At 69.6% G+C, this 21,865-nt stretch carries 19 protein-coding genes and 1 pseudogene; 8 read left to right on the top strand and 12 right to left on the bottom strand.

What is annotated here, in order from left to right:
• The gene (locus tag AB0398_RS27410) at window positions 1–786 is read right to left on the bottom strand and encodes a MerR family transcriptional regulator (protein WP_366378291.1); all 786 of its coding nucleotides are present in this window, start codon (window positions 784–786) and stop codon (window positions 1–3) included.
• Between the two features lie 173 nt (window positions 787–959).
• Here AB0398_RS27410 and AB0398_RS27405 point away from each other — a divergent pair, with 173 nt between their 5' ends.
• Window positions 960–2,186: a serine hydrolase domain-containing protein gene (locus AB0398_RS27405; RefSeq protein WP_366378290.1), complete on the top strand. Its 1,227-nt coding sequence runs from the start codon at window positions 960–962 to the stop codon at window positions 2,184–2,186.
• A 42-nt stretch (window positions 2,187–2,228) separates the two neighbouring features.
• Window positions 2,229–2,486: a DUF1737 domain-containing protein gene (locus AB0398_RS27400; RefSeq protein ID WP_366378289.1), complete on the top strand. Its 258-nt coding sequence runs from the start codon at window positions 2,229–2,231 to the stop codon at window positions 2,484–2,486.
• A gap of 380 nt (window positions 2,487–2,866) precedes the next feature.
• On the opposite strand, the gene AB0398_RS27395 is transcribed toward AB0398_RS27400, so the two are convergent.
• The 4 genes from AB0398_RS27395 to AB0398_RS27380 all read right to left on the bottom strand — a co-directional run bounded on the left by AB0398_RS27395 (window position 2,867) and on the right by AB0398_RS27380 (window position 5,428).
• Window positions 2,867–3,292, bottom strand: a complete 426-nt coding sequence (locus AB0398_RS27395) for a transposase (protein ID WP_366378374.1) — start codon at window positions 3,290–3,292, stop codon at window positions 2,867–2,869.
• Entirely contained in the window at window positions 3,264–3,665 is a 402-nt protein-coding gene (locus tag AB0398_RS27390) for a transposase (RefSeq protein ID WP_366378288.1), read from the bottom strand. The genes AB0398_RS27395 and AB0398_RS27390 overlap by 29 nt, the downstream gene beginning before the upstream one ends.
• 167 nt (window positions 3,666–3,832) lie before the next feature.
• The gene (locus AB0398_RS27385) at window positions 3,833–4,486 is read right to left on the bottom strand and encodes a hypothetical protein (RefSeq protein ID WP_366378287.1); all 654 of its coding nucleotides are present in this window, start codon (window positions 4,484–4,486) and stop codon (window positions 3,833–3,835) included.
• Window positions 4,487–5,056: 570 nt separating this feature from the next.
• Window positions 5,057–5,428 carry an STAS domain-containing protein gene (locus tag AB0398_RS27380; protein ID WP_366378286.1) on the bottom strand — a complete coding sequence of 124 codons (372 nt, stop codon included), beginning with the start codon at window positions 5,426–5,428 and terminating at the stop codon, window positions 5,057–5,059.
• 177 nt (window positions 5,429–5,605) lie between these two features.
• On the opposite strand from AB0398_RS27380, the gene AB0398_RS27375 reads away from it, so the two are divergent.
• The gene (locus AB0398_RS27375; RefSeq protein WP_366378285.1) at window positions 5,606–6,070 is read left to right on the top strand and encodes an ATP-binding protein; all 465 of its coding nucleotides are present in this window, start codon (window positions 5,606–5,608) and stop codon (window positions 6,068–6,070) included.
• A gap of 450 nt (window positions 6,071–6,520) precedes the next feature.
• Window positions 6,521–6,868, top strand: coding sequence for an STAS domain-containing protein (locus AB0398_RS27370; RefSeq protein ID WP_366378284.1), 348 nt, complete (start codon window positions 6,521–6,523; stop codon window positions 6,866–6,868).
• Between the two features lie 304 nt (window positions 6,869–7,172).
• On the opposite strand, the gene AB0398_RS27365 is transcribed toward AB0398_RS27370, so the two are convergent.
• On the bottom strand, window positions 7,173–7,973 hold the full coding sequence (locus tag AB0398_RS27365; RefSeq protein ID WP_366378283.1) for a hypothetical protein: 801 nt from the start codon (window positions 7,971–7,973) through the stop codon (window positions 7,173–7,175).
• A gap of 273 nt (window positions 7,974–8,246) precedes the next feature.
• Window positions 8,247–8,654, bottom strand: coding sequence for a hypothetical protein (locus AB0398_RS27360; RefSeq protein ID WP_366378282.1), 408 nt, complete (start codon window positions 8,652–8,654; stop codon window positions 8,247–8,249).
• Between the two features lie 418 nt (window positions 8,655–9,072).
• Here AB0398_RS27360 and AB0398_RS27355 point away from each other — a divergent pair, with 418 nt between their 5' ends.
• From AB0398_RS27355 to AB0398_RS27345, 3 genes are all read left to right on the top strand, one after another.
• A complete protein-coding gene (locus AB0398_RS27355; protein ID WP_366378281.1) occupies window positions 9,073–9,480 on the top strand; it encodes a hypothetical protein in 408 nt (135 codons plus the stop codon).
• A 179-nt stretch (window positions 9,481–9,659) separates the two neighbouring features.
• A complete protein-coding gene (locus AB0398_RS27350; protein ID WP_366378280.1) occupies window positions 9,660–12,206 on the top strand; it encodes an NACHT domain-containing protein in 2,547 nt (848 codons plus the stop codon).
• A gap of 710 nt (window positions 12,207–12,916) precedes the next feature.
• On the top strand, window positions 12,917–14,188 hold the full coding sequence (locus tag AB0398_RS27345) for a serine hydrolase domain-containing protein (protein WP_366378279.1): 1,272 nt from the start codon (window positions 12,917–12,919) through the stop codon (window positions 14,186–14,188).
• 26 nt (window positions 14,189–14,214) lie between these two features.
• Here the strand turns inward: AB0398_RS27345 and AB0398_RS27340 are convergent.
• A pseudogene (locus tag AB0398_RS27340) lies at window positions 14,215–14,861 on the bottom strand (helicase); the annotation flags it as partial.
• Between the two features lie 77 nt (window positions 14,862–14,938).
• Window positions 14,939–15,322 carry a hypothetical protein gene (locus AB0398_RS27335; RefSeq protein ID WP_366378278.1) on the bottom strand — a complete coding sequence of 128 codons (384 nt, stop codon included), beginning with the start codon at window positions 15,320–15,322 and terminating at the stop codon, window positions 14,939–14,941.
• A 264-nt stretch (window positions 15,323–15,586) separates the two neighbouring features.
• On the opposite strand from AB0398_RS27335, the gene lanKC reads away from it, so the two are divergent.
• The gene (gene lanKC, locus AB0398_RS27330; protein ID WP_366378277.1) at window positions 15,587–18,166 is read left to right on the top strand and encodes a class III lanthionine synthetase LanKC; all 2,580 of its coding nucleotides are present in this window, start codon (window positions 15,587–15,589) and stop codon (window positions 18,164–18,166) included.
• Between the two features lie 452 nt (window positions 18,167–18,618).
• Here lanKC and AB0398_RS27325 read toward each other — a convergent pair whose 3' ends face one another.
• The 3 genes from AB0398_RS27325 to AB0398_RS27315 all read right to left on the bottom strand — a co-directional run bounded on the left by AB0398_RS27325 (window position 18,619) and on the right by AB0398_RS27315 (window position 21,633).
• Window positions 18,619–20,028, bottom strand: coding sequence for an oxygenase MpaB family protein (locus AB0398_RS27325; protein WP_366378373.1), 1,410 nt, complete (start codon window positions 20,026–20,028; stop codon window positions 18,619–18,621).
• 93 nt (window positions 20,029–20,121) lie between these two features.
• A complete protein-coding gene (uppS, locus tag AB0398_RS27320) occupies window positions 20,122–20,829 on the bottom strand; it encodes a polyprenyl diphosphate synthase (protein ID WP_366378276.1) in 708 nt (235 codons plus the stop codon).
• 510 nt (window positions 20,830–21,339) lie between these two features.
• On the bottom strand, window positions 21,340–21,633 hold the full coding sequence (locus tag AB0398_RS27315; protein WP_366378275.1) for a hypothetical protein: 294 nt from the start codon (window positions 21,631–21,633) through the stop codon (window positions 21,340–21,342).
• Window positions 21,634–21,865: the final 232 nt, after the last annotated feature.

Raw genomic sequence — 21,865 nt, 5'->3', positions numbered from 1 at the left:
TCAGCGCTGGGGCACGGCGATGCCGGCGGCACGCAGCTCCGCCTCGACCAGGGCATTCAGGCGGGCTATGGACGGCACCCGGTCCTCCATGTGGTGGTTGACCATCCCGTAGCGAGTGGCGGTGTCGGATCGGCCCTCGAACCCGGACGGCATCGACAGCAGTTCGCGCCGGGTCAGCAGTTTCCCGGCCAGTTCACGGGCCACTTCCTCGATCCGCGGATCGTCCGGATCCCAGCTCCTCACCTCCCAGCCGAGCCTGGTCAGTTCGACGGTCTCGGGGTCGGCGAGCGATTGTTCGAGCCAGGTCATGAAGCCGTCGAAGATCTCCGGGACCAGAGCTCGGGTCAGTACGAGGGCCTCTCGCTGACCGGTCACGTAGGCGGAGTCGAAGCCGAGTCCAGCCAGTGTTTCCAAGATCGCACAGGCCCGGTCGGGCAGCAGGGCGCGATCACCGTGGTCAAGGCGGTGCAGCCGGTCCCGGCGCGCGGTCAGTTCCTCGATCCGGGAAGTGAGTGCGCGGTGAACCTCCTCCAGGGTCGCGGCGAAGGTCTCCGAGTCGGCCTCAAGGAGATCACCGACCTCAGCCAGCGGTACCCCGGCTGAGGCCAGGGTGCGCACCTGGAGCAGACGGAACAGTTCGTCCGAGCGGTAGCGGCGGTAGCCGGAAGCGTCGCGTTCCGGCTCGGCGACCAGACCAAGCCGGTGGTAGTGCCGCACGGTCTTGATCGTGACGCCGACATACGCCGCCGCCTGACCGATCGTGAGCCCGAACCCGTCCGCCGCCACCCTGACGCTCCTCCGTGTCGCTGGTCATCGCGGGGGCGAGGATAACGCGCCCGAAGCCGCCCTTGACCTTGACCCTGGGGCAAGGATGCAGCCTCTTGCCACGGCCCTCCTCAGGGCCGCGCGACCACCGGTGAGCGGCCGCGGGAAACGAAACCGTCAACAGGAGATACCCCATGGCAACGAACGACAGCGGCTTCACCGAGGCAGGACTGCGCCGACTGCGCGAGGTGCTGGAAAGGCACGTGGAGTCCGGAAAGATCCCGGGTCTGGTCGCCCTCGTCGGTCGCAGCGGACGGACGCACGTCGAGGCGATCGGGACGACGCGGCACGACGGCGGCCCGCCGATGCGCCGGGACACCATCTTCCGGATGGCATCCGCATCCAAGCCCGTCACCACGGCGGCGGCGATGGTCCTGCTCGACGAGTGCCGACTGCGACTGGACGACCCCGTGGACCCATGGCTGCCCGAACTCGCCGACCGACAGGTGCTCAGGCAGCCCGACGGCCCGCTGGACGACACCACTCCGGCGCGGCGGCCGATCACCGTACGGGACCTGCTGACCTCCACCTTCGGGCTCGGCACCGATTTCGAGTCGATGGCATCACCGATCAGGGCCGCGACCTTCGAACGCCTCGACTACAGCGTGGCTTCCGGCCCGGCGCCCCACCAGGATGAGTGGATGCGTCGCCTGGGCGAACTCCCCCTGCAGTACCAGCCAGGTGTGCGCTGGCAGTACGACCTGAGCAACGAGGTGACCGGCGTGCTCGTCTCCCGGGCCGCCGGACAGCCATTGGAAGCGTTCTTGCGCGAACGGATCCTCGATCCGCTGGGGATGAAGGACACCGGCTTCCACGTGCCCGCCGACCGAATCGACCGCCTGCCACCCCTGTACGGGCCCGATCCGCAGACGGGCGAGTTCACCGTCTGGGACCAGGCGGCAGGGGGCATGTTCAGCGCTCCTCCCGTGTTCCAGGGCGCGGGCGGCGGACTGGTCTCCACCGCCGACGACTACCACGCCTACTTCCGCATGCTGCTGAACCACGGGGTCCACGACGGCGAGCGCATCCTGTCCCGGGCCGCCGTCGAGCTGATGACCACCAACCGCCTCTCCTCGGGGCAGATGGCCGCCCGGGCAGCGATGTTCGACGGCGTCGCCCACCTGTCGTCCGGCCAGGGCGCGGCCGGCGGCTGGGGGTTTGGCATGTCGGTGGACACGGGCCGCGACAACTACGCGCCCGTCGGCCGGTTCGGCTGGTTCGGCGGCACCGGCACCACCGCCTACGCGGACCCGACCCATCAGCTCACTGGCGTCCTGCTCACCCAGGTCGGACTGTCCACCCCGGACTCGCCGCGGGCCATGGCCGACTTCTGGACCACGCTCTACCAGGCCCTCGACTGACGAAGCCCATGGAGCCCGGGGGCTTCATGAGATCGTTTGCCGATGAGTACACCGCCTGACGGATTGCCCATCTACCGGGTCCTGACCGGCCCGGACGATCCCGCGTTCTGCCACCGTGTGAGCGAGGCGCTGGAGCTTGGATACGAGCTGCATGAAGGTCCTGCTGTCACCTTCAACGGCGAGAACGTCATCGTCGCCCAGGCGCTGATCTGGCCGACGCAGTCATGGCAACAAGACGGCGAGCTCCCTCAAAGCGGCCATTCAGGGCCTGTTTCAGAAGGGGATCACCAACGAGCGTGACGTTCGGCTGCGGCGTGCCACCAGCTGGGCGGAGAGGGCGCTGTGACCCGGGAGGTCGGCTGGTCGGGGTGCAGTCCATGGCGTCGCAGAGCACGGGCATGGATGTGGACGTCGAACCAGCCGTGCCACCGACCGTCGGCACCGACACCACAGGCCAGATCCCAACGGACCTCGGTCTGGTCGAAGGGCATCCAGTCGATGCCCCGATCGCGCAGTCAAGCGCGGACGGCCGCCATGGGCCGGAGGCAGCCCGGCAGGTTCTCGTAGGCGGTGACGGTGATCCAGTCGGCGCTCGGCGTGGTCATGGTGTCCATCATGCCGGGCACCGGTCCGGCATGAGGGCCGACGGCCCTGTCAGAGCCGCTCGTTGATGGCCGCGATCAGTACCGTCGCCTCATGGCGGACGGCGAGCCCGTCGTATCTCGTGGCGACCGCGCGGTGGCGCTTGAGGCGGTTGGTCCGGCGCTCCACCGCGTGCCGCTCTTTGTAGCCGTCCTTGTCGAACTTCGGCGGCCGCCACCGTGGGAGCCGCGCTTCTTGCGGTCGGCGATCTGGTCGCGCTTCTCCGGGATCGTGCAGTAGATCTTGCGTTTGCGCGGGTGGACGCGGTTCGCGTGGGAGCCGTATGCCTTGTCGGCGCGGACCTTGTCCGGTCGGGTGCGCGGCCGACCCGGGCCGAGCCGAGGCACCTGGACACGGCCCAGGAGGACCTGGAAGTGCGGGGAACCCCCGCGCTGTCCAGTCGTGATCACTAGCGACATCGGCTTCTGGGACTGCTCAACCGCGAGGTGGACCTTGGTGGTCAGTCCACCTCGCGAGCGTCCGAGCCCGTGGTCTTCTGGCTCGGTGAAGACGCCGCCGGGCGGCTCGACCTGCAGATCCCCCTTTTGCGGGCACCGGCCGCACGCTGGTGCGCTCGGGCGATCGTGGAGTCCACCGAGATGTTCCGGGTGATAGGCCCTTCGCGTCGGATCGGGCCCGGAGCTGCTCGAAGATGCGGTGCCAGGTGCCGTCGCGCTGCCAGCGGCGGAACGGACCGTAGACCGTCTCCCGCGGCCCGTATCGGTCGGGAAGATCTCGCCACGGCATCCCGGTCCGGGTCCGGAACCGCATGCCGTTGATCAGCTGCCGCTCGCTGTGCACCGGCGGCCGTCCGGGCTTGGCACCCTTCGGCAGCATCTGAAGCAGGCTTTAGTCCCCGGGCCGGGCTTCAGTCCTCGGACGCCAGGGTGATGAGCCGGTGGCCGGGTCGCTGAAGGGGCCGTCGGCCGGCTCGTCCCTGAGGACGCGGCGCAGCAGCGCCGTCGTCCCCTCATCGTGGGTGGCGTTCACGGGGGCCGGGGTCTTCAGGCGGCGGGTCGGTTGGTGTGATCGGGCAACTGCTGTCCCGGGCGCAGGAACCGCCGGCTGCCCTGTTCGTCGCGCACCGTGAGGAGCCCGGCGTCCGTCAGTCGCTGTGCGATCGTCCTGCGGCGGACCGTGCCCGCCTTGAACGCCACGGTGCACAGCAGCGCGACCGCTCCGCCGGAGGCGACCGCTTCGACCGGCGAGCTGTTGTCGATGAACATCAGGACTGTCAGGACCGCGCAGGCGAGGTAGATCAGGAGCTTCTGGCGCCGGTCGGCGACGTACAGGGCCATGACGTCGAAAGTGATGAGGTCCTTCAGCACCGCCACGGTGCCGGCCGCTTCGGGCAGCGGCTTCAACGAGCCCTGCTTCAGCCCCGGCACCGTCCCGCCGTTGCCCGCCCACGGGTGGGCGGTGATGGTTGCCGCCTCGCGGACGCGCGCGTCGGGCCGCGGGTCCCGGTACATCCTGACCTGGACCAGTGAGTTCTTGAACCCGGCCCTGTACGCCGTGCCGTACGTGTAGCCGTACTGCTCCGCCACATGCGCCAGAGCGGCCGCCTTCGCCGCGGAGCCCTGAGGGGCGATCTCAACGATGTCCTGCTGACGGGCGATCTGCTGGAGCACCCCCGCTATGTGACGTTCCACCGACATCCTGTTCTCCACCCCCTGGGCCCCCGTGCCCGTGCCCGACCGCAGCACAACCTGGAGGGCACGCACCGATCCGAACGCGCACGGTGCCCCGACCATGGACCAGGAGACACCGCTTCGCGCGGGGTCAGGCCCCTACAGGGAGCATGCCATGACGATGCGCTGCTCCCCGCGCCTATGGGGGTTGGGCCCTGGCTCTCGCCGACAACACCGGGGTTCGTGCCCTGCTCCCCGCTTGAGTGGGGATGAACCCGCCTGATGAGGACCCTGCTTCGGGCCGTCACCCTGCTCTCCGCGTTTCCACTGGCAGGAGACCTACGCCGGGCCGTACCTGGAGCGGCCCTTCCCGCTGCTGCTGTTCGTCTTCGCCCCTGATCACCGAGCTCGGCCGGTGGCCCGGAGGCTGTGCCCCGTACGATCCGCGCCCCGGCGAGGCCCGGGTGCCCGGGCCGGGCGTCGTGTGCCGCTTCTACCACTCCGGTGACATGCCCTGACTGTCGGCATCACGGTGTTCGGTCAGCAAGGTGGCGGTCTTTGACGGTGTTGCGGATCGGGGCGGTGACGGTCCGCAGGTCAGTGGTGCAGCGCCTGCTCGAGGGTGGGGTGACAGCCGATGACGGTGTCGAGGCCGACCAGACTCAGAACGCGCTGGGCGGCTTGCTGGGCGGCGGCGACGCGCAGCCAGCCGTGTGCTTCGGTCAGGTGGCGGTTGGCGGAGATGAGGATGTTGATGCCGCTGGAGTCCATGAAGGTCACGCCTTCCAGATCCGCCACGACACGCGGCGGTTCTGACGACGGGTCGTCCTGGTCCAGCAGGGCCGCTTGGAGGAGGTCCTTGGTGGTGTGATCGATCTCGCCCCGCGGAGTGACGACATGGACACCGTCGACGGCGTGGTGCGCCGCGGACAGGTGCTGGGACCGGCCCGCTTCTGTGCTGCCGGTCATGCTCTCCTCGAGTGCGCCTAGGCTTACCCTCCCGGCAAGGGACGGGAGCGCGCGGATGATTCTGCCGCATCCGCCCGGGCCGGAAGCACCCGGACAGCGGCGCGCTCAGCCTCCACTCGGGTGGGGATCACCCAGGCGGGCAGCCGCGTCGCGTGAACGGGAACGAGGACAAAACCGATGGACTCCCACGGCGACGGTGACAGCGATCCCCAGCCCCCGCCCGACCGGTACCTGATGCGCGCCGACTACGCGTTGGACGGTGACGGCGGATGCATCGCCGCCGCCCGCCACCACACCACCGCTTTCCTGGACCGGGCCCGCACCGAACACCGCCTGCCCGTCTCGCAACGCGCGCGGGACCTGGCCGAACTGGTCGTCAGCGAACTGGTCACCAACGCCTGCAAATACGCTCCCGGTCCCGTCCTGATGGAACTGCGCATCAGCACGAGCAGCGTGGACATCGTCGTATGGGACAGCGACCCGGTCATTCCGGCGGCCCGCGCCGCTGATCCGGGCCGTATCGGCCAACACGGCATGGAGATCATCAAGGCGGTCGCCGAGGAGCTGTTCATCGAGCGGGAACCGGTCGGTAAGCGCATCACCGCCCGCCTCACTCTGGCCGACGCTGCCGGCCTGACGTAAGCGCCGGACAGTTCTGAGGCCGATCGGATGAAGGCGTGGATGGCACCGAGCGGCTGTCGCGGGGCTGTGGCCGTGGCGCCTCGCTGCCGGCACTGTCTTCGACCGGATACCGGACCTTGTGAGAAAGCGAACCCCAGACACCCCTGGCACTTGGACACCGCCCCGCCCCACCAACTTCGTCATCCCGTACATCAACTCCTCGAAGGAGCGTCCGGTCCACCTCGCACAGGCCCGTGAGCTGGAACGCTCGCCCGTCGTTTCACGTCTGGGACCGGGTATGGGACGCTGGCAGGACGCGAGACCGGTCGCCGCTCATGGTGGCGGCCCTTGGGATATGGGAGTCGCCCCCATTCCGGGCACCCGGATCCCACCATCGTCGTCCACCCCACTTGGCACAGGGGTGCTTCGCCTTTGGGCTCATCAACCCCCGGGAGGGGGGGCACGCCCGGCATGAACATCACCACCACGATCACCGGCACCAGCGCCCGTATCACCCCGCACGGGGAGATCGACCTCGACACCCTGCCCCCGCTGCGCGCGGCCGTGGACCGGCTGCCGCCGCACGTGACCGGCCTGGTGTGGGACCTGGAGCACTTGTCCTTCACCGACACAGCCGGCCTGCGCCTGCTGTTCGGCCCAGCCCCGCAGGGCAGCGTGTGCCGCAGGACGTCGGTGACGAACCTGCGCGAGCAGCCGCTGCAACTCCTGCTGATCGCGGCCGACCTGTTCCCCACCGTCTATGACGTGGCCCAGCTGATCCCCGACACCCCTGCCGCTCTCACGGCCCGCAGGCCTTGAGCTGTCCGGAGAGCGACACCGCCCCGCTTTGACCGTTCGTGACGCGTCACTGGGCGTAAGGAGCACGGGCCTGCACGTCATCTCCTGTGCGCGTCTCCTGGCGCGACCCAGTCCAGGCGACTCTCCGGAAGGCCTGGGGGCCGACGGGATCGGGGGCATGCGGGGGTTTGAGCGAACGGGTTCGCTCTGGACAGGAAAGGGCCCGCTGGTTTTCCCCCTTCCGGCGGGTTCTCGGGTGGTGAGACGGCCCGCACCGTATCGGTGCGGGCCGTCTCCGTGTCCGGGCTGGTTGGTGCGGTGCGGCTCAGATGTTCTTGCGGTTTCCCCGGTCGTCGCAGGGCAGGTCGGCCGCGGTGTGGTTGGCGAGGTAGTCGCGGGTGGCCTGGCGTTCGATTTCGCTGATCGCGGTGGGTTCGATGTCGATGATGCCGCCGAAGGGGCGGTCGACGTCGCGGATGATGCACAGGGTGGTGGTCAGCAGCGCGGTGATGACCACCAGGGTGATGACCTGCCCGCGGTTGTTGCGCCTGGGCAGGCAGATGCCCAGGGCCATGACGGTGATGACCAGGGTGGCGAGCAGGAACCACAGGATGGCGCCGGGGATGCTGGCGGTGGCCTGGGTGAGGCGTTCCTCGCGTTCCTCGGAGCGCTTGTTGTCGGCGGCGACCAGCATGCCGAAGACCGGCTTGCCCTCCACTTCGCGGAAGACGCGGCGGAAGTCGGTGGACCGGACGCTGGGGGCGGCCGAGCCGTTGCCGTCGGCCATGGCGGGCCATTCCTGGGTGCGCACGGCGCGGGCGTAGCAGACGGCGTCGGCCTGGATGGCGGCCTTTTGCGCGGCGGGTGCGTATTCGGCGGCTTCGACGAGCTGGTCGACGGCTTTCGCCTCGCCGCGGGAGGCGACCTCGGCCTTGCCGTAGGAGCCGTTGGCGGTGACCAGGACGAAGGCGAGCAGCAGCACGGTCAGGGTCAGCAGGGGGCCGACGAGGTCCTTGACGGCCATGCCGGTGTCGTCGTCCTCGCTCAGCAGGCGGGGCCGCAGGAAGCGGTTGGCGGCCAGGCCCGCCAGCAGGGCCAGGGCGGCGACGATGATGATGAGGGCCACGAACGGCCACATCCAAGTGGAATCGGCAGGGCCCCGGGCGAAGAGGGGCGTCGTGGCCATTTCCCGTGTTGTGCACGGCTGTGAACTGCGGAAATGTTTCTTCGCCTTCGAACGAGCGACCTGTTTGAGCCGGCGGGCTCTTTTCCGGGGATACGCAGGCCCTGCGTGGAGGCCGCGCCGTCTGCGACCGCTTGCGCGTAAGGGCTGTGCGGGGAACCGGCCTCCGGCTGTCACCGGAGGCCAGTGCGTCGAGGGAGGCGGGCGTGAGGTGCCTCAGCTGATGGCGTTCAGCATGGCTTCTTCTACGTGGTCGGCGGCGTTGCGGTGGCCGAGGGCGTTGGGGTGGACGAAGGAGAGCTGGTCGGGGAGGGCGACGAAGCCTTCGACCCACTCGGAGTTGCCGCAGACGCTGTGGTTGCGTGAGGAGGCGTAGAGGTCGACGACGCCGGCGGCTCCCTGGGCGTTGGTGGAGTTGTCGATGGCCCTGTTCAGGGGCTCCAGGACGTCCTCGCGCAGCCAGTCCAAATCACCTGGGGTGACGGTGCCGAACTGGGTCAGGTCGCCGTAGTTGCAGCTGGAGGCGTCCTGGGGGACGACCGCGGGGCAGCCGACGGCCAGGATCCTGGCGTGCGGGGCCCGCTTGTGGAGCACTTCGAGCATCCGGTCGTACTCATGGCGCACCTTCTGAGAGACGGTTGGGTACCACGACTCATCGATCAGTCCGAAGTGCGTCCCTGCGGCGGGCACCTCACGCGATGCGGCATTGCCTTCCGTGGGGAGTCCGGAGACGGGCGCGGCCCGCCCCCCCCCCCCCGCGGGCGACGCGGAACCGGGCGGGGGGCAGACGCGGCCGGGATGGTGCCGCAGGGGGTTGCTCGTTGCCGAGCACGGGCTGCTCCGCCTGAATGCCCCCTGCACCATCTCTTTCGGCGCAGATGATCGATCCTCGGCGAGGATCTGGGTGCTGCGGCATTTCGCCGGCACTGAGGTTCGCGCGCAGTGAGATCCGGGCAGGTACCGTTCAGGTAGCGCCCTCTCCGCCGGGTGCAACTCCAGTGGAGACGACGGAGTTTGGGGCACGACGGGGGATGGAGGGCCCATGGAGGTGATCACGGCCGAGCTCCTCACGGCGCTGGCCAGTGGCGCGGCGGGCACGGCGGGGCAGCAGGCATGGATGTCGCTGCGTGACCTCGTGCGGCGCCGCACCGAACCGGACGGGGTGCTTGGCGCACCCGAGGAGGTTCCGTCCGGGGAGGAAGAACTCGTGGCTCTGGACGAGCAGGCCGAGAGCACGGAGCGGGCGCGAGCGCTCGCCCGCGTGCTGGCGCTGCGGGCCACGTACGACAACGCGTTTCGCGACGGTCTCACGGCCTGGCGGAGCACTGCGGAAGACGCCGCAGCGCGAACCGGTGCGGGTGATGTCGACAACCGCATCACGGGCGGCAGGCAGGACACCGTCGTCATGGGGCGGGATTTCCACGGCCCCATGACGTTCAACCAGTCATGACGCGGCGCCGGCCCTGGCGTGGACGCCCCGGCGTGGCGTCGCCGGTGCGCCTCCACGAGCCCGTACGTCCGGAGGCGCGCCGCCCGATTTCGTGGTGGCCGGAGCGCGGCGTCGGGCGGGACGGGGCGTACCAGTCGAAGCTTTCCTGTAGACCGCGGACAGCGACCGGCTGAGCGGCCATGTCGGAGCAAGCACAGGGCGACGTGCACAACGTGTTCTCGGGCAATGCGACGTACGTGATCCAGGGCCGGGACTTCAGTGCCGTTCACCTGCATCTGCCGTTGCCGCAGACGCCGCAGGACCGCGCCGCCGCCGAATTGGCGCGCGTGGTGCTCGCCCAGTGGCGGGACGAGGCGGGGGCGCTCGGCCTGACCGGAAGCACCAGGCTCGCGGTGGGCTGGCGAGCCGACTGGACGGTGGCCGATCACCGTGAGCACATCGGGGCGGACGTGGCAGGCAGCACTGTGGGCCTCGCCGAACTCGCCACCGCCTTCCGGGCTCTGCGCGCCCGGCGTCTGGTGATCATCGGCGGTCCCGGCACGGGCAAGACGTCCCTGACGATCCTGCTCGCGCTGCAGTTGCTGAGCCTGCACGATGTGACCAGGCCCGTCCCCGTACCGCTACTGGTCTCCTCCTGGGACGCGAGCAAGGAACACTTCGACGTCTGGCTCGCGCGCCGTGTCCACGAGGAATACGTCGGCCTGAGCAGGGATCTCGACCGAGCCCGGATCCGCGAACTGGTACGCGACCGGCGGATACTTCCGGTTCTCGACGGCCTGGACGAACTGCCGCGTCCGCTTCGGTCCGCGGCGCTGGCCGGGCTCAACAAGACGGGCGTCGACAGCGCGCCGCTCATTCTCACCTCCCGAACGACTGAGTACGCCGAACTCGTCGAAGAGGAGACCGTGCTACAGGCGGCGGCCGTGATCAAAGCACAACCGGTGGAAAGGGCCGCGGCGGCCGCGTACCTGCGCGGTTCTTCGCATCCCCAGCACATCCGGCGCTGGCAAGCGCTCCTGGAACACATCACCCACCACCCCGAGGCCGTGTCGGCCAGGGCCCTCTCGTCCCCGCTCATGCTGTGGCTGGCGCGCACGGTGTACGCCCGTGCGGATTCCGATCCCGGCGAGCTCGCCGACGAGTCCCGCTTTCCCGACGTCGTGGCGATCGAACGCCACCTGCTCGTCTCCATGGTTCCGGCGGCCTTCCCCTGCGGACCGGCCTCGCCCCACCAGCCCCGTCCAGTACGTGAGTGGGGGCACGCGCAGGCGCAGCGTGCCCTTGGCTTCCTGGCCGTCCATCTCACCGCGGCAAAGACCAAAGAGTTCGCTTGGTGGGAGCTGCACCGAGCGAAGGCGCCGACGTTCCTCAAGGCGCCTGCGCTGCTGGTCGGCTACGTCCTGCTGATGCTGGGTTCTTCGTGGTTCCAGGACTGGATCACCGGAGACGATGCGTTTCAGGCCTTCCAAGTAGCCGCGGGAGCCTGGGCTGCCATGATGTTCGGGACGATGGGAGGCCTGTTCCTGCTGCTCTCGCAGATATGGAAGGGACCTCTGCCCCGTCGGCTCGCCATGTTCGGCAGGCACCGCTCGCGTATCCCGGGCCTGTTCTGGCTTCTCGTGTTTCTGGCACCCATCGTCTTGCTCCTGGCACAGGACGAGCCGTTCATGGCACTGGGCTTCATCGTTCCGCCGCTGCTCATGATGGTCGTCGGCGCGCCCGCCGACACCGCGCAGGCCGTCGGACCGCGGGCGCTGCTGAGCGGCGAGAGGGCCAGCACCGTACTCATGGTGCTCGGTGTCGCACCGGTGATCGGAGCCATCGGCACCCTCGGCATCGTCCATGTCCCGGACCGCACCGTGCTGTTCGGTAGCTGGATCTCCGGGACCGCGGGGGCGGCCGCGGTGATCGTGGCGAGCAGCCCCTGGACGCAGTGGCTGCTCGCGAAGGTGACTCTCGCGGCTTCGGGGAGACTGCCATGGTCGACCATGGCATTCCTGGAGGACGCGCGCCGGGTGGGCCTGCTGCGACAGGTCGGCGGCGTCTACCAGTTCCGCCACGCCCAGATCCAGGCGGGCTTCGCTGACCATCAGCGAGGCGGGACCCCGGCACGTCGGCGTCGCGCCCGCACCCGCGTGCCCTGGCCGGTCCGCCCGCTGCCTGCGGCGAGCAGCAGCCCACAGTCCGTACGCATCCCCGGCTACGTCGGGCTGCGGAGCACCAGAGGGCGACCGGGCACGTACGTGGGGATGTGGACGATCGCGCTGGTGTGGATCGGCATCATCACCCTCCAGGACGGCTGGCAGGATCCCGGTGCCCTGCAGACCGTGGGCTTTTTCGTGGCGCTTCCCCTGGCCATCGACCTTCTGATCCCGCCCCTCACCTGGCGGCGCGCCGAGCTGCGCCTGGACGAGAACGGGATCGAGTTCGCGTCGAGCAGGCGGGCGCTCCGCTTCGAGTGGCGGGAGGTCGCGGACGTCGCACCGCGCCTGTTCGAACCGCCGCTCGGCAAGAATGACGACGGCACCGTCATGCTTCACCTGCGCCTCATTGCCGAAGCCGCTCCCGGGCCGGGGATCCGTGTCAACAGCACGGGCTGGGTGGCCCTGTGGCCGCTCGACTGCCCCACCGGAGACCCGGACGACGCGATGATCCGGCCTGAATTGGATGACGCGCTCGTCCGCTTCGCGGGCGCACGATGGCGGCGGCCTCCGGCCGGAAGATGACGAGCCGGCAGTGAACGACGCCACCGGGCGTTGGTCAAGGTTGCTGCACCTGGGCGTATCGATCACGAGCGTGTCGTCGCCGGTCTGGCCGCGCCTCTGCGGGCCGGATGACACACGGCGGCGAGGGGTGACGCCTGACGCTGACACCGGCCACTCCCCGCCGTCACCGCCGCGGTCGACATGCAAGCTGCCGGTCCGCTGAGTGAGCTCGCTGGTCAGGGCTGCCAGGAGGAGTGGGCAGGGGCAATCCTCATCGGGGCGGGACCGGCGAAACCGCCTGCCAGCCGTGAACCTACTGACCTCTTCGTTGGCTGGGTGGAGGGTGAAGCCGGTGTGAGTGAGGAAGGACCGGGGCAGTCGGGGGTTGGTGTCGATGCGGTGGATGCCTGTTCGGTGGCGCCGGCAACGTCGGCGAGGTGGTCGCCCGCGAGGTTGGCGAGCTCGCGTTTCTTCGGCGAGGACCACAGCAGCTCCACCAGGCTGAGCTCGGGTGCGCAGGCGGGCAACCGCTCCAGGATCAGCCAGACCCGCTCGGCCACCCGGGCCCGTATCGCCCTCCGATGAGCCGACGGCCCTTCCCGGACCAATACCACCCGCTTGTCGCGGTAGGAACACCGATCAGACCGGCCGCAGGTCCGTTCGACCATGCGGATGAAGCGTGATGAACCTAGACTTTTCAAAAGCTGTTCCTCTCCTGAGGGAGGCTCTCCATGGGCGGTTCGCTCTTCCGTCGACGTGACGTGCGCGCCGGCGCGGCCCTGGTGGTGGCGCTTGCACTGCCGGCCTCGACCGGTGTGGCATATGCGGCACAGGGCCCACCGGGCGTCCTCGCGGCCGCGCTCCCCTCCGATGCGCAGCCTTCACCGTCACCTGGCGGGGCGTTCCGCACGTTGACGCCGCAGGTGCGCACCGAGGTGGACGCGGCAGTCCGCGGGGCCCTGAAGGAGGCCGGGGTGCCGGGGGCGATCGTGTCCCTGTCGGCGCCGGGCAAGGGCGAGTACGTGCGCGCCTACGGTGTTGCCGACAAGGCCACCGGGGCGCCGATGCGCACGGACTTCTACACCCGGATGGGCAGCGAGACCAAGACCTTCACGGTGACGGCAATACTGCAACTCGTCGACCGGGGCAAGCTGAAACTGGACGATCCGATCGGAAAGTACGTCGACGGGGTACCGAACGGCGGGAAGATCACCCTGCGGGATCTGGCCGACATGCGCAGCGGACTGTTCAACTACAGCGAGGACTCGGCCTTCCAGAAGCAGCTCCTGGGAAATCCCCGGCAGCCGCTGACCCCCCAGCAGCTCCTGGACTACTCCTTCCGGCACCCGGTGAACTTCCAGCCCGACGCGCGCTTCGAGTACAGCAACACCAACCTGATCCTGCTGGGGCTGGTGGTGGAGGAGGTCTCCGGGCAGCCGCTGAAGGACTTCCTGCGGGAGAACATCACCGGGCCGGCCGGGTTGCCGGACACCTTCCTGCCGACCGGGGCGGAGTTCCCACAGCCGCACGCCCAGGGCTACACCGACCAGAGCGGCGGACCGGCGGAGGAGATCGCAACCGATTGGGACCCGTCCTGGGCATGGGCGGCCGGCGCCATGATCTCCACCGTCCGCGATCTGCGCTCCTGGGCCCGCACAGTAGCCACCGGCACGCTGCTGGAGCCGAACACGCAGGCCGAGCGACTCGTGCCACGCAGCACGTTCGCCCCCGGCATCGGCTACGGCATGGGCATCTTCCTCACCGAAGGTTGGATCGGGCACAACGGCTCACTTCCCGGCTACGAGTCGGTGACGGTCTACCTGCCCGAGGCACAGGCCACCATGGTGGTGGTGCTCAACACCGACGACGCAGCCCCGGACGGACAGGAACCGAGCACCGTAGTGGCGGAGGCGGTCACCAAGGTGGTCAGCCCCGAACACGTCTACACCATCCCGGCGACGCCGGCCACACCGACGAAACCGACCCCGACACCCTCTTCCTGAGGACTACCGCCTCAAGCGTTGTGCACCACCTCGCCGCCGACGCCGGGAAGGCCGGCCGCGAAGGCCTCGGCCTCCTTGATCACCCCGTGGAACACCGGCGTGCGCTTCAGGTTCTCCTCGGCCGACGCCCTCGTCAGCACCGTCTGGAGCGCCGCGAACCGGGCCCCGCGCATCTCCTCGTACCGCGACTCCGCGCCCAGGAGCCGCGTGGCCTGGAGCTGGGTGCCGGTGACGTCCACGCACACCACCTGTTAGGGGGGACACAGATGCCCCGGTCGATGGCCTCGGAGAGCATCAGGGTGAAGCAGTGGCCGCCGAAGAGCCCCGCAGGGTCGTCGTCCATGCTCGCCACCAGCTCGCCGGGTGTCCCGGCCATGTCGTCGTCTCCGAGCTGCCACAGGCGGGGCGTGGCGGTCATGTAGGGGCGGCGCAGGGACGGGATGCGGGCGTTGTCGTGGACGACGGCCCAGGGTTTCCCGATCCGGCCCGAAACCCGGTGGGCCCCGTCCACCACGATCAGGTCCCACCCCGGAAGACCGGCGGCGTGCGCGCGCTCCGGGGCCCCCGTCCCGAGGCCGGCGTACGTGGCGTACACGGTCACCTTCTCCAGGCCCCGCGTCCGTTCCACCGCGCTGCGGGCGGCCGCGAGGGTTTTGCCCGATCCGGTCGCCATGATCACCTGCGTGCGGAGTCCCCGTTCGGGCACGGTCGAGTGTGCGGGCAACTTCGCGGTGACGGGGGCCGGGGTCTTCAGGCGGCGGGTCGTTTGGTGTGGCCGGGCAACTGCTGTCCCGGGCGCAGGAACCGCCGGCCGCCCTGTTCGTCGCGCACCGCGAGGAACCCGGCGTCCGTCAGTCGCTGTGCGATCGTCCTGCGGCGGACCGTGCCCGCCTTGAACGCCACGGTGCACAGCAGCGCGACCGTCCCGCCGGAGGCGACCGCTTCGACCGGCGGCCTGTTGTCGATGAACATCAGGACGGTCAGGGCCGCGCAGGCGAGGTGGACCAGGAGCTTCTGGCGCCGGTCGGCGACGTACAGGGCCATGACGTCGAAAGTGATGAGGTCCTTCAGCACCGCCACGGTGCCGGCCGCTTCGGGCAGCGGCTCCAGCGAGCCCTGCTTGAGCTCCGGCACCGTCCCGCCGTCGCCCGCCCGATCGGCGCATCTTCCATGATCGGGAGTCGCACCGAACGATTCATCGTCTCCTCGTCGGCGAACACAACAGAAAAATCGGCCGACTTTCCGGGCGTGCGCGGGCCCCGCGGGCCGTCCCGGGGGCGCTCTCGCTCGACACCGGTCGCACACACCGCCGCCGGAACCGCCGCCGCACCTGCCGGTACCAGTGCCCGGCGCACGAGACCGTTGAAGTGGTCCATCACCGCTCTGTGAGGAGATCCCGTGCTCGAAGGCTTCGGCGAGGCACTCGCGGACCAGGAGTACTTCCTACCGCTGCCCAGCGCGGCCGACCCCGGACCGCGCTTCGCTCCTGGTGAGGTTCCGCCGGGCGCGCACGGCTCCTCCCAGGGGCTTTGGACGGTCTGGGCCGGTCTGCGGGCCGGCTTCCCCGAACAGGGCTGGAAGATCCACGTGTCGGCGCGTCTGGAGCGGGCGCAGCACGTGCTCGACACGGTCGCCGGAATCTGCTTCGCCGAAGGAGTGCCCTTCAAGCACCTGAGCGCCCGCCTCTTCTTCCTGTTCCTCCATCACAAGCACGCCGTGCGTGCCCAGGCGGGCAAGTTCTGCACCGTGTATCCACCGGACACGACGACCGCACGCCGACTGCTGGAACGCCTGCGCGAGGCGCTCGACGGGGAGGAGGGACCCTACGTTCTCACCGACCGGCGCTTTCGCGACTCGCGGACGGTCCACTACCGCTATGGCTCCTTCGACGGCGCCAGCAGCCGGCTCAGGGCCGACGGCACCCGTGAGGGGGTGATCCACGACGGCTCCGGCCGCGAGATCGTGGACTCACGGCTGCCCGCCTTCCACCTGCCCCCGGGAGTCACGGACCCCTTCGTCGAGCGGGAGGAGCAGCCGCACGCGGGCCCGATCCTGATCCGCGACTACGAGGTGAACCGAGCGGTGCGCCTGAGCAACGCCGGTGGTGCCTACCGGGCCCGCGACCGGCGGACCGGCCGTACCGTCTTCCTCAAGGAGGCCCGTGCCCACAACGGTCTGGTCTTCGACGGGACCGACGCGAGGCAGCGGTTGCGGCACGAGTACGACGTGCTGCGCGACCTGCACGCGGCCGTCCCGGGGGTGGGCCCGGAGCCCCTGGAACACTTCACGGAGTGGGAGCACGATTTCCTCGTCACCGAGTACGTCGCCGGGCAGCCGTTGGTGGGCTGGTTGAGCCGGTCCTCCCCACTGGCACGCGCCGACCGCACGGCCGAGTCCGTTGCCGCGTACTACGAGGCGTGCCGGCGGCTGCTGGCCGCGCTGGACGCCTCGCTGGAACGACTGCACGCCGCCGGTTACCGGTTCGGTGACCTCAACCTGGGCAACGTCCTGGTCACGCCGTCGGGCGGGGCACGGCTGGTGGACTTCGAGGCGGCCTCGGCACTGTCCTCGGCTCCGAGCGGGATGGGCACTCCGGGGTTCACCCCGCCGCCCGGGCTGCGCCGGGCCGACACCGATCCGCTCCTGCAGGACCGGTACGGCACGTCGGCGGTCGCCCTCGCGTTCCTGGCGCCGTTCAACGAAATCGCCGAGCACGCGCCCGCCAACCTCTTGCTCCTGCGCCGCGATCTGGCGGACGTGGCTCCCCCGCAGGACCTGTGGCGGCGCGCGACCGTCTTCCACCTGAACGACGACGGTTCCGATCCTCTGCCCTCCACCGAGCCGGACACCGATCTGCACGGCCGTCTCACTCGGCTGGCCGAGGAGGTGACGGCGGGTCTGCTGGAGATGGCCGACGTCGACCGTCCGGAGTGGGCTTTCCCTCCCTCCCCCGAGGCGTTCCGCACCAACAACGTATGCCTGGCCTACGGTACGGCCGGGGTGGTGTACGCCTTGCATCGCGCCGGGACCGCGGTACCGGAGGAGATATGCGAACGGCTGCGCCGCGACGCCCTGGCCCTGCGTGGCGCGCTGTCTCCCGGGCTGCTCGTCGGGTCGGCCGGTGTCGCCCGGGTCCTGGCCGGCCTCGGTCGGCTGGACGAGGCCGTCGATCTGCTCCAGGACGCCGACGATCACCCGCTCACCGCCTCGTGCGGCACGCTGGCGGGCGGGCGGGCCGGGGTCGGCCTGGGCTGGCTCGCCCTGCACCGGCTGACCGGAGAGAACAGCCACCTGGAGCGGGCCGCAGCGGCAGGGGAAGGCCTGCTGGATGTCCCCGACCTGCCGGCCGCCCTCGGCGAGCACGATGCCCGCGGCCTGCTGCACGGCCGCTCGGGTCTGGCCCTCTTCCTCCACCGCCTGGCGCGTGACACCGGCGAGGCACGCTTCCTGGAGGCAGGCCGTCTGCTGCTCCACCAAGAGCTGGACCGGACCTTCGCCTTGGAAGACGGTGCCCTGTCCCTCTCGGACAACGCACGACTCACCCGCGCCATGCCCTATCTGGCCACGGGCGCGGCCGGTCTCGCGGCGGTGCTCACCCGCTACACGACCACCACGCCGGACGAACGCTGCGCGGCGGCACTTCCGCGGCTGGTGACCGGCATCAGGGTTTCCCGTGCCACGAAGGAGGCGGGCCTGTACCGGGGACTGGCCGGACTGACCTGGTTCCTGGCCGACCATGCCGAAGCGACCGGCACGGACGCCGCACGCGAAGACGCCGTGCGCGCCGGGACCGGTCTTCTGAAGTACGCCATTCCGTACCGACGCGGTGTCCGCTTCCTCGGAGCGGGTTCGCAGCGGTTCACCGCCGACCTGTCCAGTGGCGGAGCCGGTGTCCTCCTGGCCCTGCACCGCCTGCTGTCCGGCCCGCTCCTGACCGTGCCCCACGATGCCCGTCCCGGGCTCCCGGCAGCCGCCTGACGTCACCGGGCGGGCCTCCTATGACCTCCTCGGCACAGCGGCGGATACCTCCGTGCCGAGGTGTGCAGTGACCAAGCGACATGACCTCGACAGGAAAGAGGAGATCATCCATGTACCAGATCCTCGCACTCCAAGCTCTGGACACCGAGCAGGAGGACCACGCGTTCATCCCTTGCTTCAGCGTCGCCTGGAGCATCAGCGACATCTTCCCCGAGCCGATGTAACACGTCGGCGTCCGCGCGGGCCGGGACCGATGGCAGGGCCACCGGTCCCGGCCCGCGCGTTCTCCTGTCCGACGGCCGGTCTTCCCTCCCGGCCGGGTAGCAGCGTCGGCGACCGGGAGGCACGCCCCGTCCGGAAGGTACCGGCTCGGCGCGCCACGCAGCAGGCTGCCAATGACGCCGGTACCGAGCCGAAACCGCGCGAGGAGGAGACGACCTGGATCCAGGTGGTCACGCGTCGGCGAGGAGAGGGTCGTAGGGGGTGGTGCGCCGACGGCCGGACATGAAGGACAGGAAGTCGTTGACGAACGCGCTGCGGCCGTAGGTCCCGCCTGCTTCGGTGGTGTCGCGGTGGAAGGCCGTCCGGAACAGGGCCCGGTACTCGTCCGCGTCGATGCACTGATCACCGTTCTTGTCCGTGACGTCGAAGAGGACCTCGGCGACCCTGATCAGCGCGGGTCCAGCCAGGGACGGCACGGCGGCGGCGTACTCGTGGAGACCGACGCGCCCGTCCCCGTCGGTGTCGAGGGCGCTTTGCAGTTCGCGCCACCAGTCGGCGTAGGCGGCGTAGAGCCTGGTCTCCTCGGGCTCGTCCAGATCGAGGCGGCTGGAGAGCTCGCGTGCCATGGCGGCGAGGTCGGGCCAGTCCAGGTAGCCGTCCCCGGTCTGGTCGAGGACCTCGGCGAAGAACTCCTGGGCGTTGCGCTGCGCTTCGCCTCCGGAAGCGGGTCCGGGTTCCGGGGGAAGCGGGGTGATGAGCCGGATGAGGGCGCCGGCCCGCTTCATCCGATCGCGCACGGCGGTGATCGTCCGTGCGCGGGGATCGTCACCGTCAGGAGAGAGCGTCAGCAGGTCGAGGACGTTCTCGGCCTTGATCCAGCCTTCGGGCAGGAACCGGGTCAGGCCCGCGGCCAGGTAGGCGCCCTGCATCAGGGTCTGTACCCCTGCGATCTCGGGCAGGCCGGCCCGGCGGCGGAACGGTTCCGGAAGGGACGCCACGGTGATCGCTCCGACGACCGGGCCGGCGACGGCACGGCCGGTCGCCCACAGAGCGGGAAAACCGTTCAGCACGGGCGGAGCGGGGAGGTGGTCGAAGAGCTTGTAGAGGATGATCCGCATCGCCTCGGTGTTCTCCAGTTCCTCGGCGACCACCCGGTCGTAGTAGGGCCAGAATTCGTCGAGAGTGCGCGGCAGATGGTCGGCCCGGCCCTCGAGGGCGGCGAGGAAGGCCTGGAACTCGCGGTACAGCTGTTCCATGGTCCTCTGCTCGAGTGGTTGTCCGCTGAGCCGGCACATGGTGACGGTGCTTTCGAAGAGGGTGGCCACCACCCAGGCGCGCGTGTCGGGGTCCATGGCGTCGTAGGGCCGGTTGCGCGGGTCGGTGCCGTGCAGTCGTGCGTGCAACCGGTTGAGGCGTGCGGCTTCCCTCTGCCGGGTGTGGTCGTCAGCCCCGAACATGCGTTGCAGGCTCGTGAGGGTGTTGCGCAGTCGCCGCCAGGGGTGGGCGACGAAGGTGGAGTTGTCGATCAGGGCGGCGCCGACCTGCGGGTGCGCGGCCTCCAGTACGGTCGCACGGATTACTGCCAGGGCCCAGCGCGGGTCATTGAAGAAGCCGTGGAACTGTGAGCCGGTCCCGAACAGGGATTCTCCTTCGGCTCCGCTGTCCCCCCTGTCGTGGTCGCCGGCGCCGGTGCGGGCGTTCGTGGAGCGATGGTCGTCCGAGGTGGTCACGATTCAGGTTTCTCCGTTCTGGTTCGGCAGCACGGCGCCGAAGCGGCGTTCACGCTGCCCGTAGGAGTGCAGGCATCGCACGAAGTCCGGTGCGCGGAAGTCGGGCCACAGCACCGGCGGAAAGACCCACTCGGCGTAGGCGACCTGCCAGAGCATGAAGTTGGAGATGCGCTGTTCGCCGGAGGTCCGGATGACGAGGTCCACGTCCGGGGTGTCGGGAAAGGGCAGGTGCGCGGCGAAGCTCTCCTCGGTCACGGACTCGGCCGACGCCCCACTGCGGATCAGTGACCGTGCGGCCTCGACGATGTCCCTGCGGCCGCCGTGGTCGAAAGCGACGGTCAGCGTCATCTGCCGGTTCCTGTCGGTGAGCGTCGTCAGGTCCGCGATGTCCCCGGCCAGGCCGGAAGGAATGCGGGGATCGGTCATGCCGAGGAAGCGGCAGCGGATGCCCCGGGCGTGCAACAGAGGAGCGTGTTTGCGCACCACCCGGCGCACGAGATGCATCAGGAACTCGACCTCGGTCTGCGGGCGACTCCAGTTCTCGGTGGAGAACGCGAACAGGCTCAGCCATCCCACCCCGGCCGCACGCGCCGCCTCGATGACGTCGATGACCGTCGTCTCCGCAGCACGATGACCCGACGTGCGCGGCAGGGACCGCTGCTCCGCCCACCGGCCGTTCCCGTCCATCACGCACGCGACGTGCCGTGGCATCCCCCCAGGGTTTCCGGACAGCCCGACGTCCCGCGGAACGGTGAGAGGAGGAAACTCCTTGTTCATGGTCTGTCGTGCTGTCACGCCTACCCTTTCAGCGCCCGGGCAGGACGCTGGCCCACGGCGGAAGAAGCCCACCCCACGGGTTCGCCGTCGTACACGATTCACTGACGACAGGCTGCCAGCATCCGGCTCCGCGCAGATCGTGAGCCCTGCGAATTCACCTTTGGCACTCGCGTCCGAGCCACAACAACGTGAACGGTGCAAGGCTCCCGTGAAGCGCTTGTCCGTTCAGTGCGCGTGGAGTTCGCACGGGCGGTCGGTCGTGGGGGAGGAGTCAGTGGCGTGGAACAGTCCGGAGGGCGGATAGCGATCGTGAGGCCGGCCCTTTGGAGCGGTCGGTCGCACTCCACCGTGCCGCGGTCGGCAAGCGGACGTACGCGGCGGTGGCCGCGGATCTCGGCATCACCGCGGAGCCGCTGCGGACAGCCAACTCCGAACGGGGAGGACTCATGGCCGCCGGGCCACACTGACGCGCGCGTTCTCTCCCCTCATCGCCTGCGGCCAGCGATCATCGATGACATCCGCCGCTTCCCGGCAGGCGCCGCAGACGTCTTCCCGTTCCGGGAGCCACCAGTGGTCGGACGGTGACATGCCGGTTTCCTGGATGCCGCACAGCGTCCTGTCGAAGATGCCGAAGGCATGGGAGACACCAGCGGTGAGGCCATCCGCGACGGCCTTCTCCCAGCGCATCCCCAGAGGCAGATACGACGGTCGCGAAATCTCGAACCACTCGTCGCCCACATGGGTGACCGCATGGCACCACAAGCAGGACCAGGTCCCCTCTTCCCGGACCGTCGGTGGCACCGGCCACCGCCACATCGACCGCCCGCATACATCACACTCCACAAGCGGATCCTCACATGCCGGAACGGACCACCCCAAGCGGCCGGCATCGCCCGAGTAATCAAACGCCCTGGCGAGGACACAACGCTCTTCCAGGGCTCGGAATTGCGTCGTAGGTCCATGGCAGGAT

This window comes from Streptomyces sp. NPDC086147, assembly GCF_040702165.1.
Lineage (GTDB): Bacteria > Actinomycetota > Actinomycetes > Streptomycetales > Streptomycetaceae > Streptomyces.
This window is presented reverse-complemented; position numbering and strand designations above follow the sequence as displayed.

Bases quoted from the DNA above. Each gene is read 5' to 3' on its own strand.
- AB0398_RS27405 (WP_366378290.1), top strand. From the start codon at position 960: ATGGCAACGAACGACAGCGGCTTCACCGAGGCAGGACTGCGCCGACTG.
- AB0398_RS27400 (WP_366378289.1), top strand. From the start codon at position 2,229: ATGAGTACACCGCCTGACGGATTGCCCATCTACCGGGTCCTGACCGGC.
- AB0398_RS27390 (WP_366378288.1), bottom strand. From the start codon at position 3,665: ATGCTGCCGAAGGGTGCCAAGCCCGGACGGCCGCCGGTGCACAGCGAG.
- AB0398_RS27385 (WP_366378287.1), bottom strand. From the start codon at position 4,486: ATGTCGGTGGAACGTCACATAGCGGGGGTGCTCCAGCAGATCGCCCGT.
- AB0398_RS27380 (WP_366378286.1), bottom strand. From the start codon at position 5,428: ATGACCGGCAGCACAGAAGCGGGCCGGTCCCAGCACCTGTCCGCGGCG.
- AB0398_RS27375 (WP_366378285.1), top strand. From the start codon at position 5,606: ATGGACTCCCACGGCGACGGTGACAGCGATCCCCAGCCCCCGCCCGAC.
- AB0398_RS27370 (WP_366378284.1), top strand. From the start codon at position 6,521: ATGAACATCACCACCACGATCACCGGCACCAGCGCCCGTATCACCCCG.
- AB0398_RS27355 (WP_366378281.1), top strand. From the start codon at position 9,073: ATGGAGGTGATCACGGCCGAGCTCCTCACGGCGCTGGCCAGTGGCGCG.
- AB0398_RS27350 (WP_366378280.1), top strand. From the start codon at position 9,660: ATGTCGGAGCAAGCACAGGGCGACGTGCACAACGTGTTCTCGGGCAAT.
- AB0398_RS27345 (WP_366378279.1), top strand. From the start codon at position 12,917: ATGGGCGGTTCGCTCTTCCGTCGACGTGACGTGCGCGCCGGCGCGGCC.
- uppS (WP_366378276.1), bottom strand. From the start codon at position 20,829: ATGCCACGGCACGTCGCGTGCGTGATGGACGGGAACGGCCGGTGGGCG.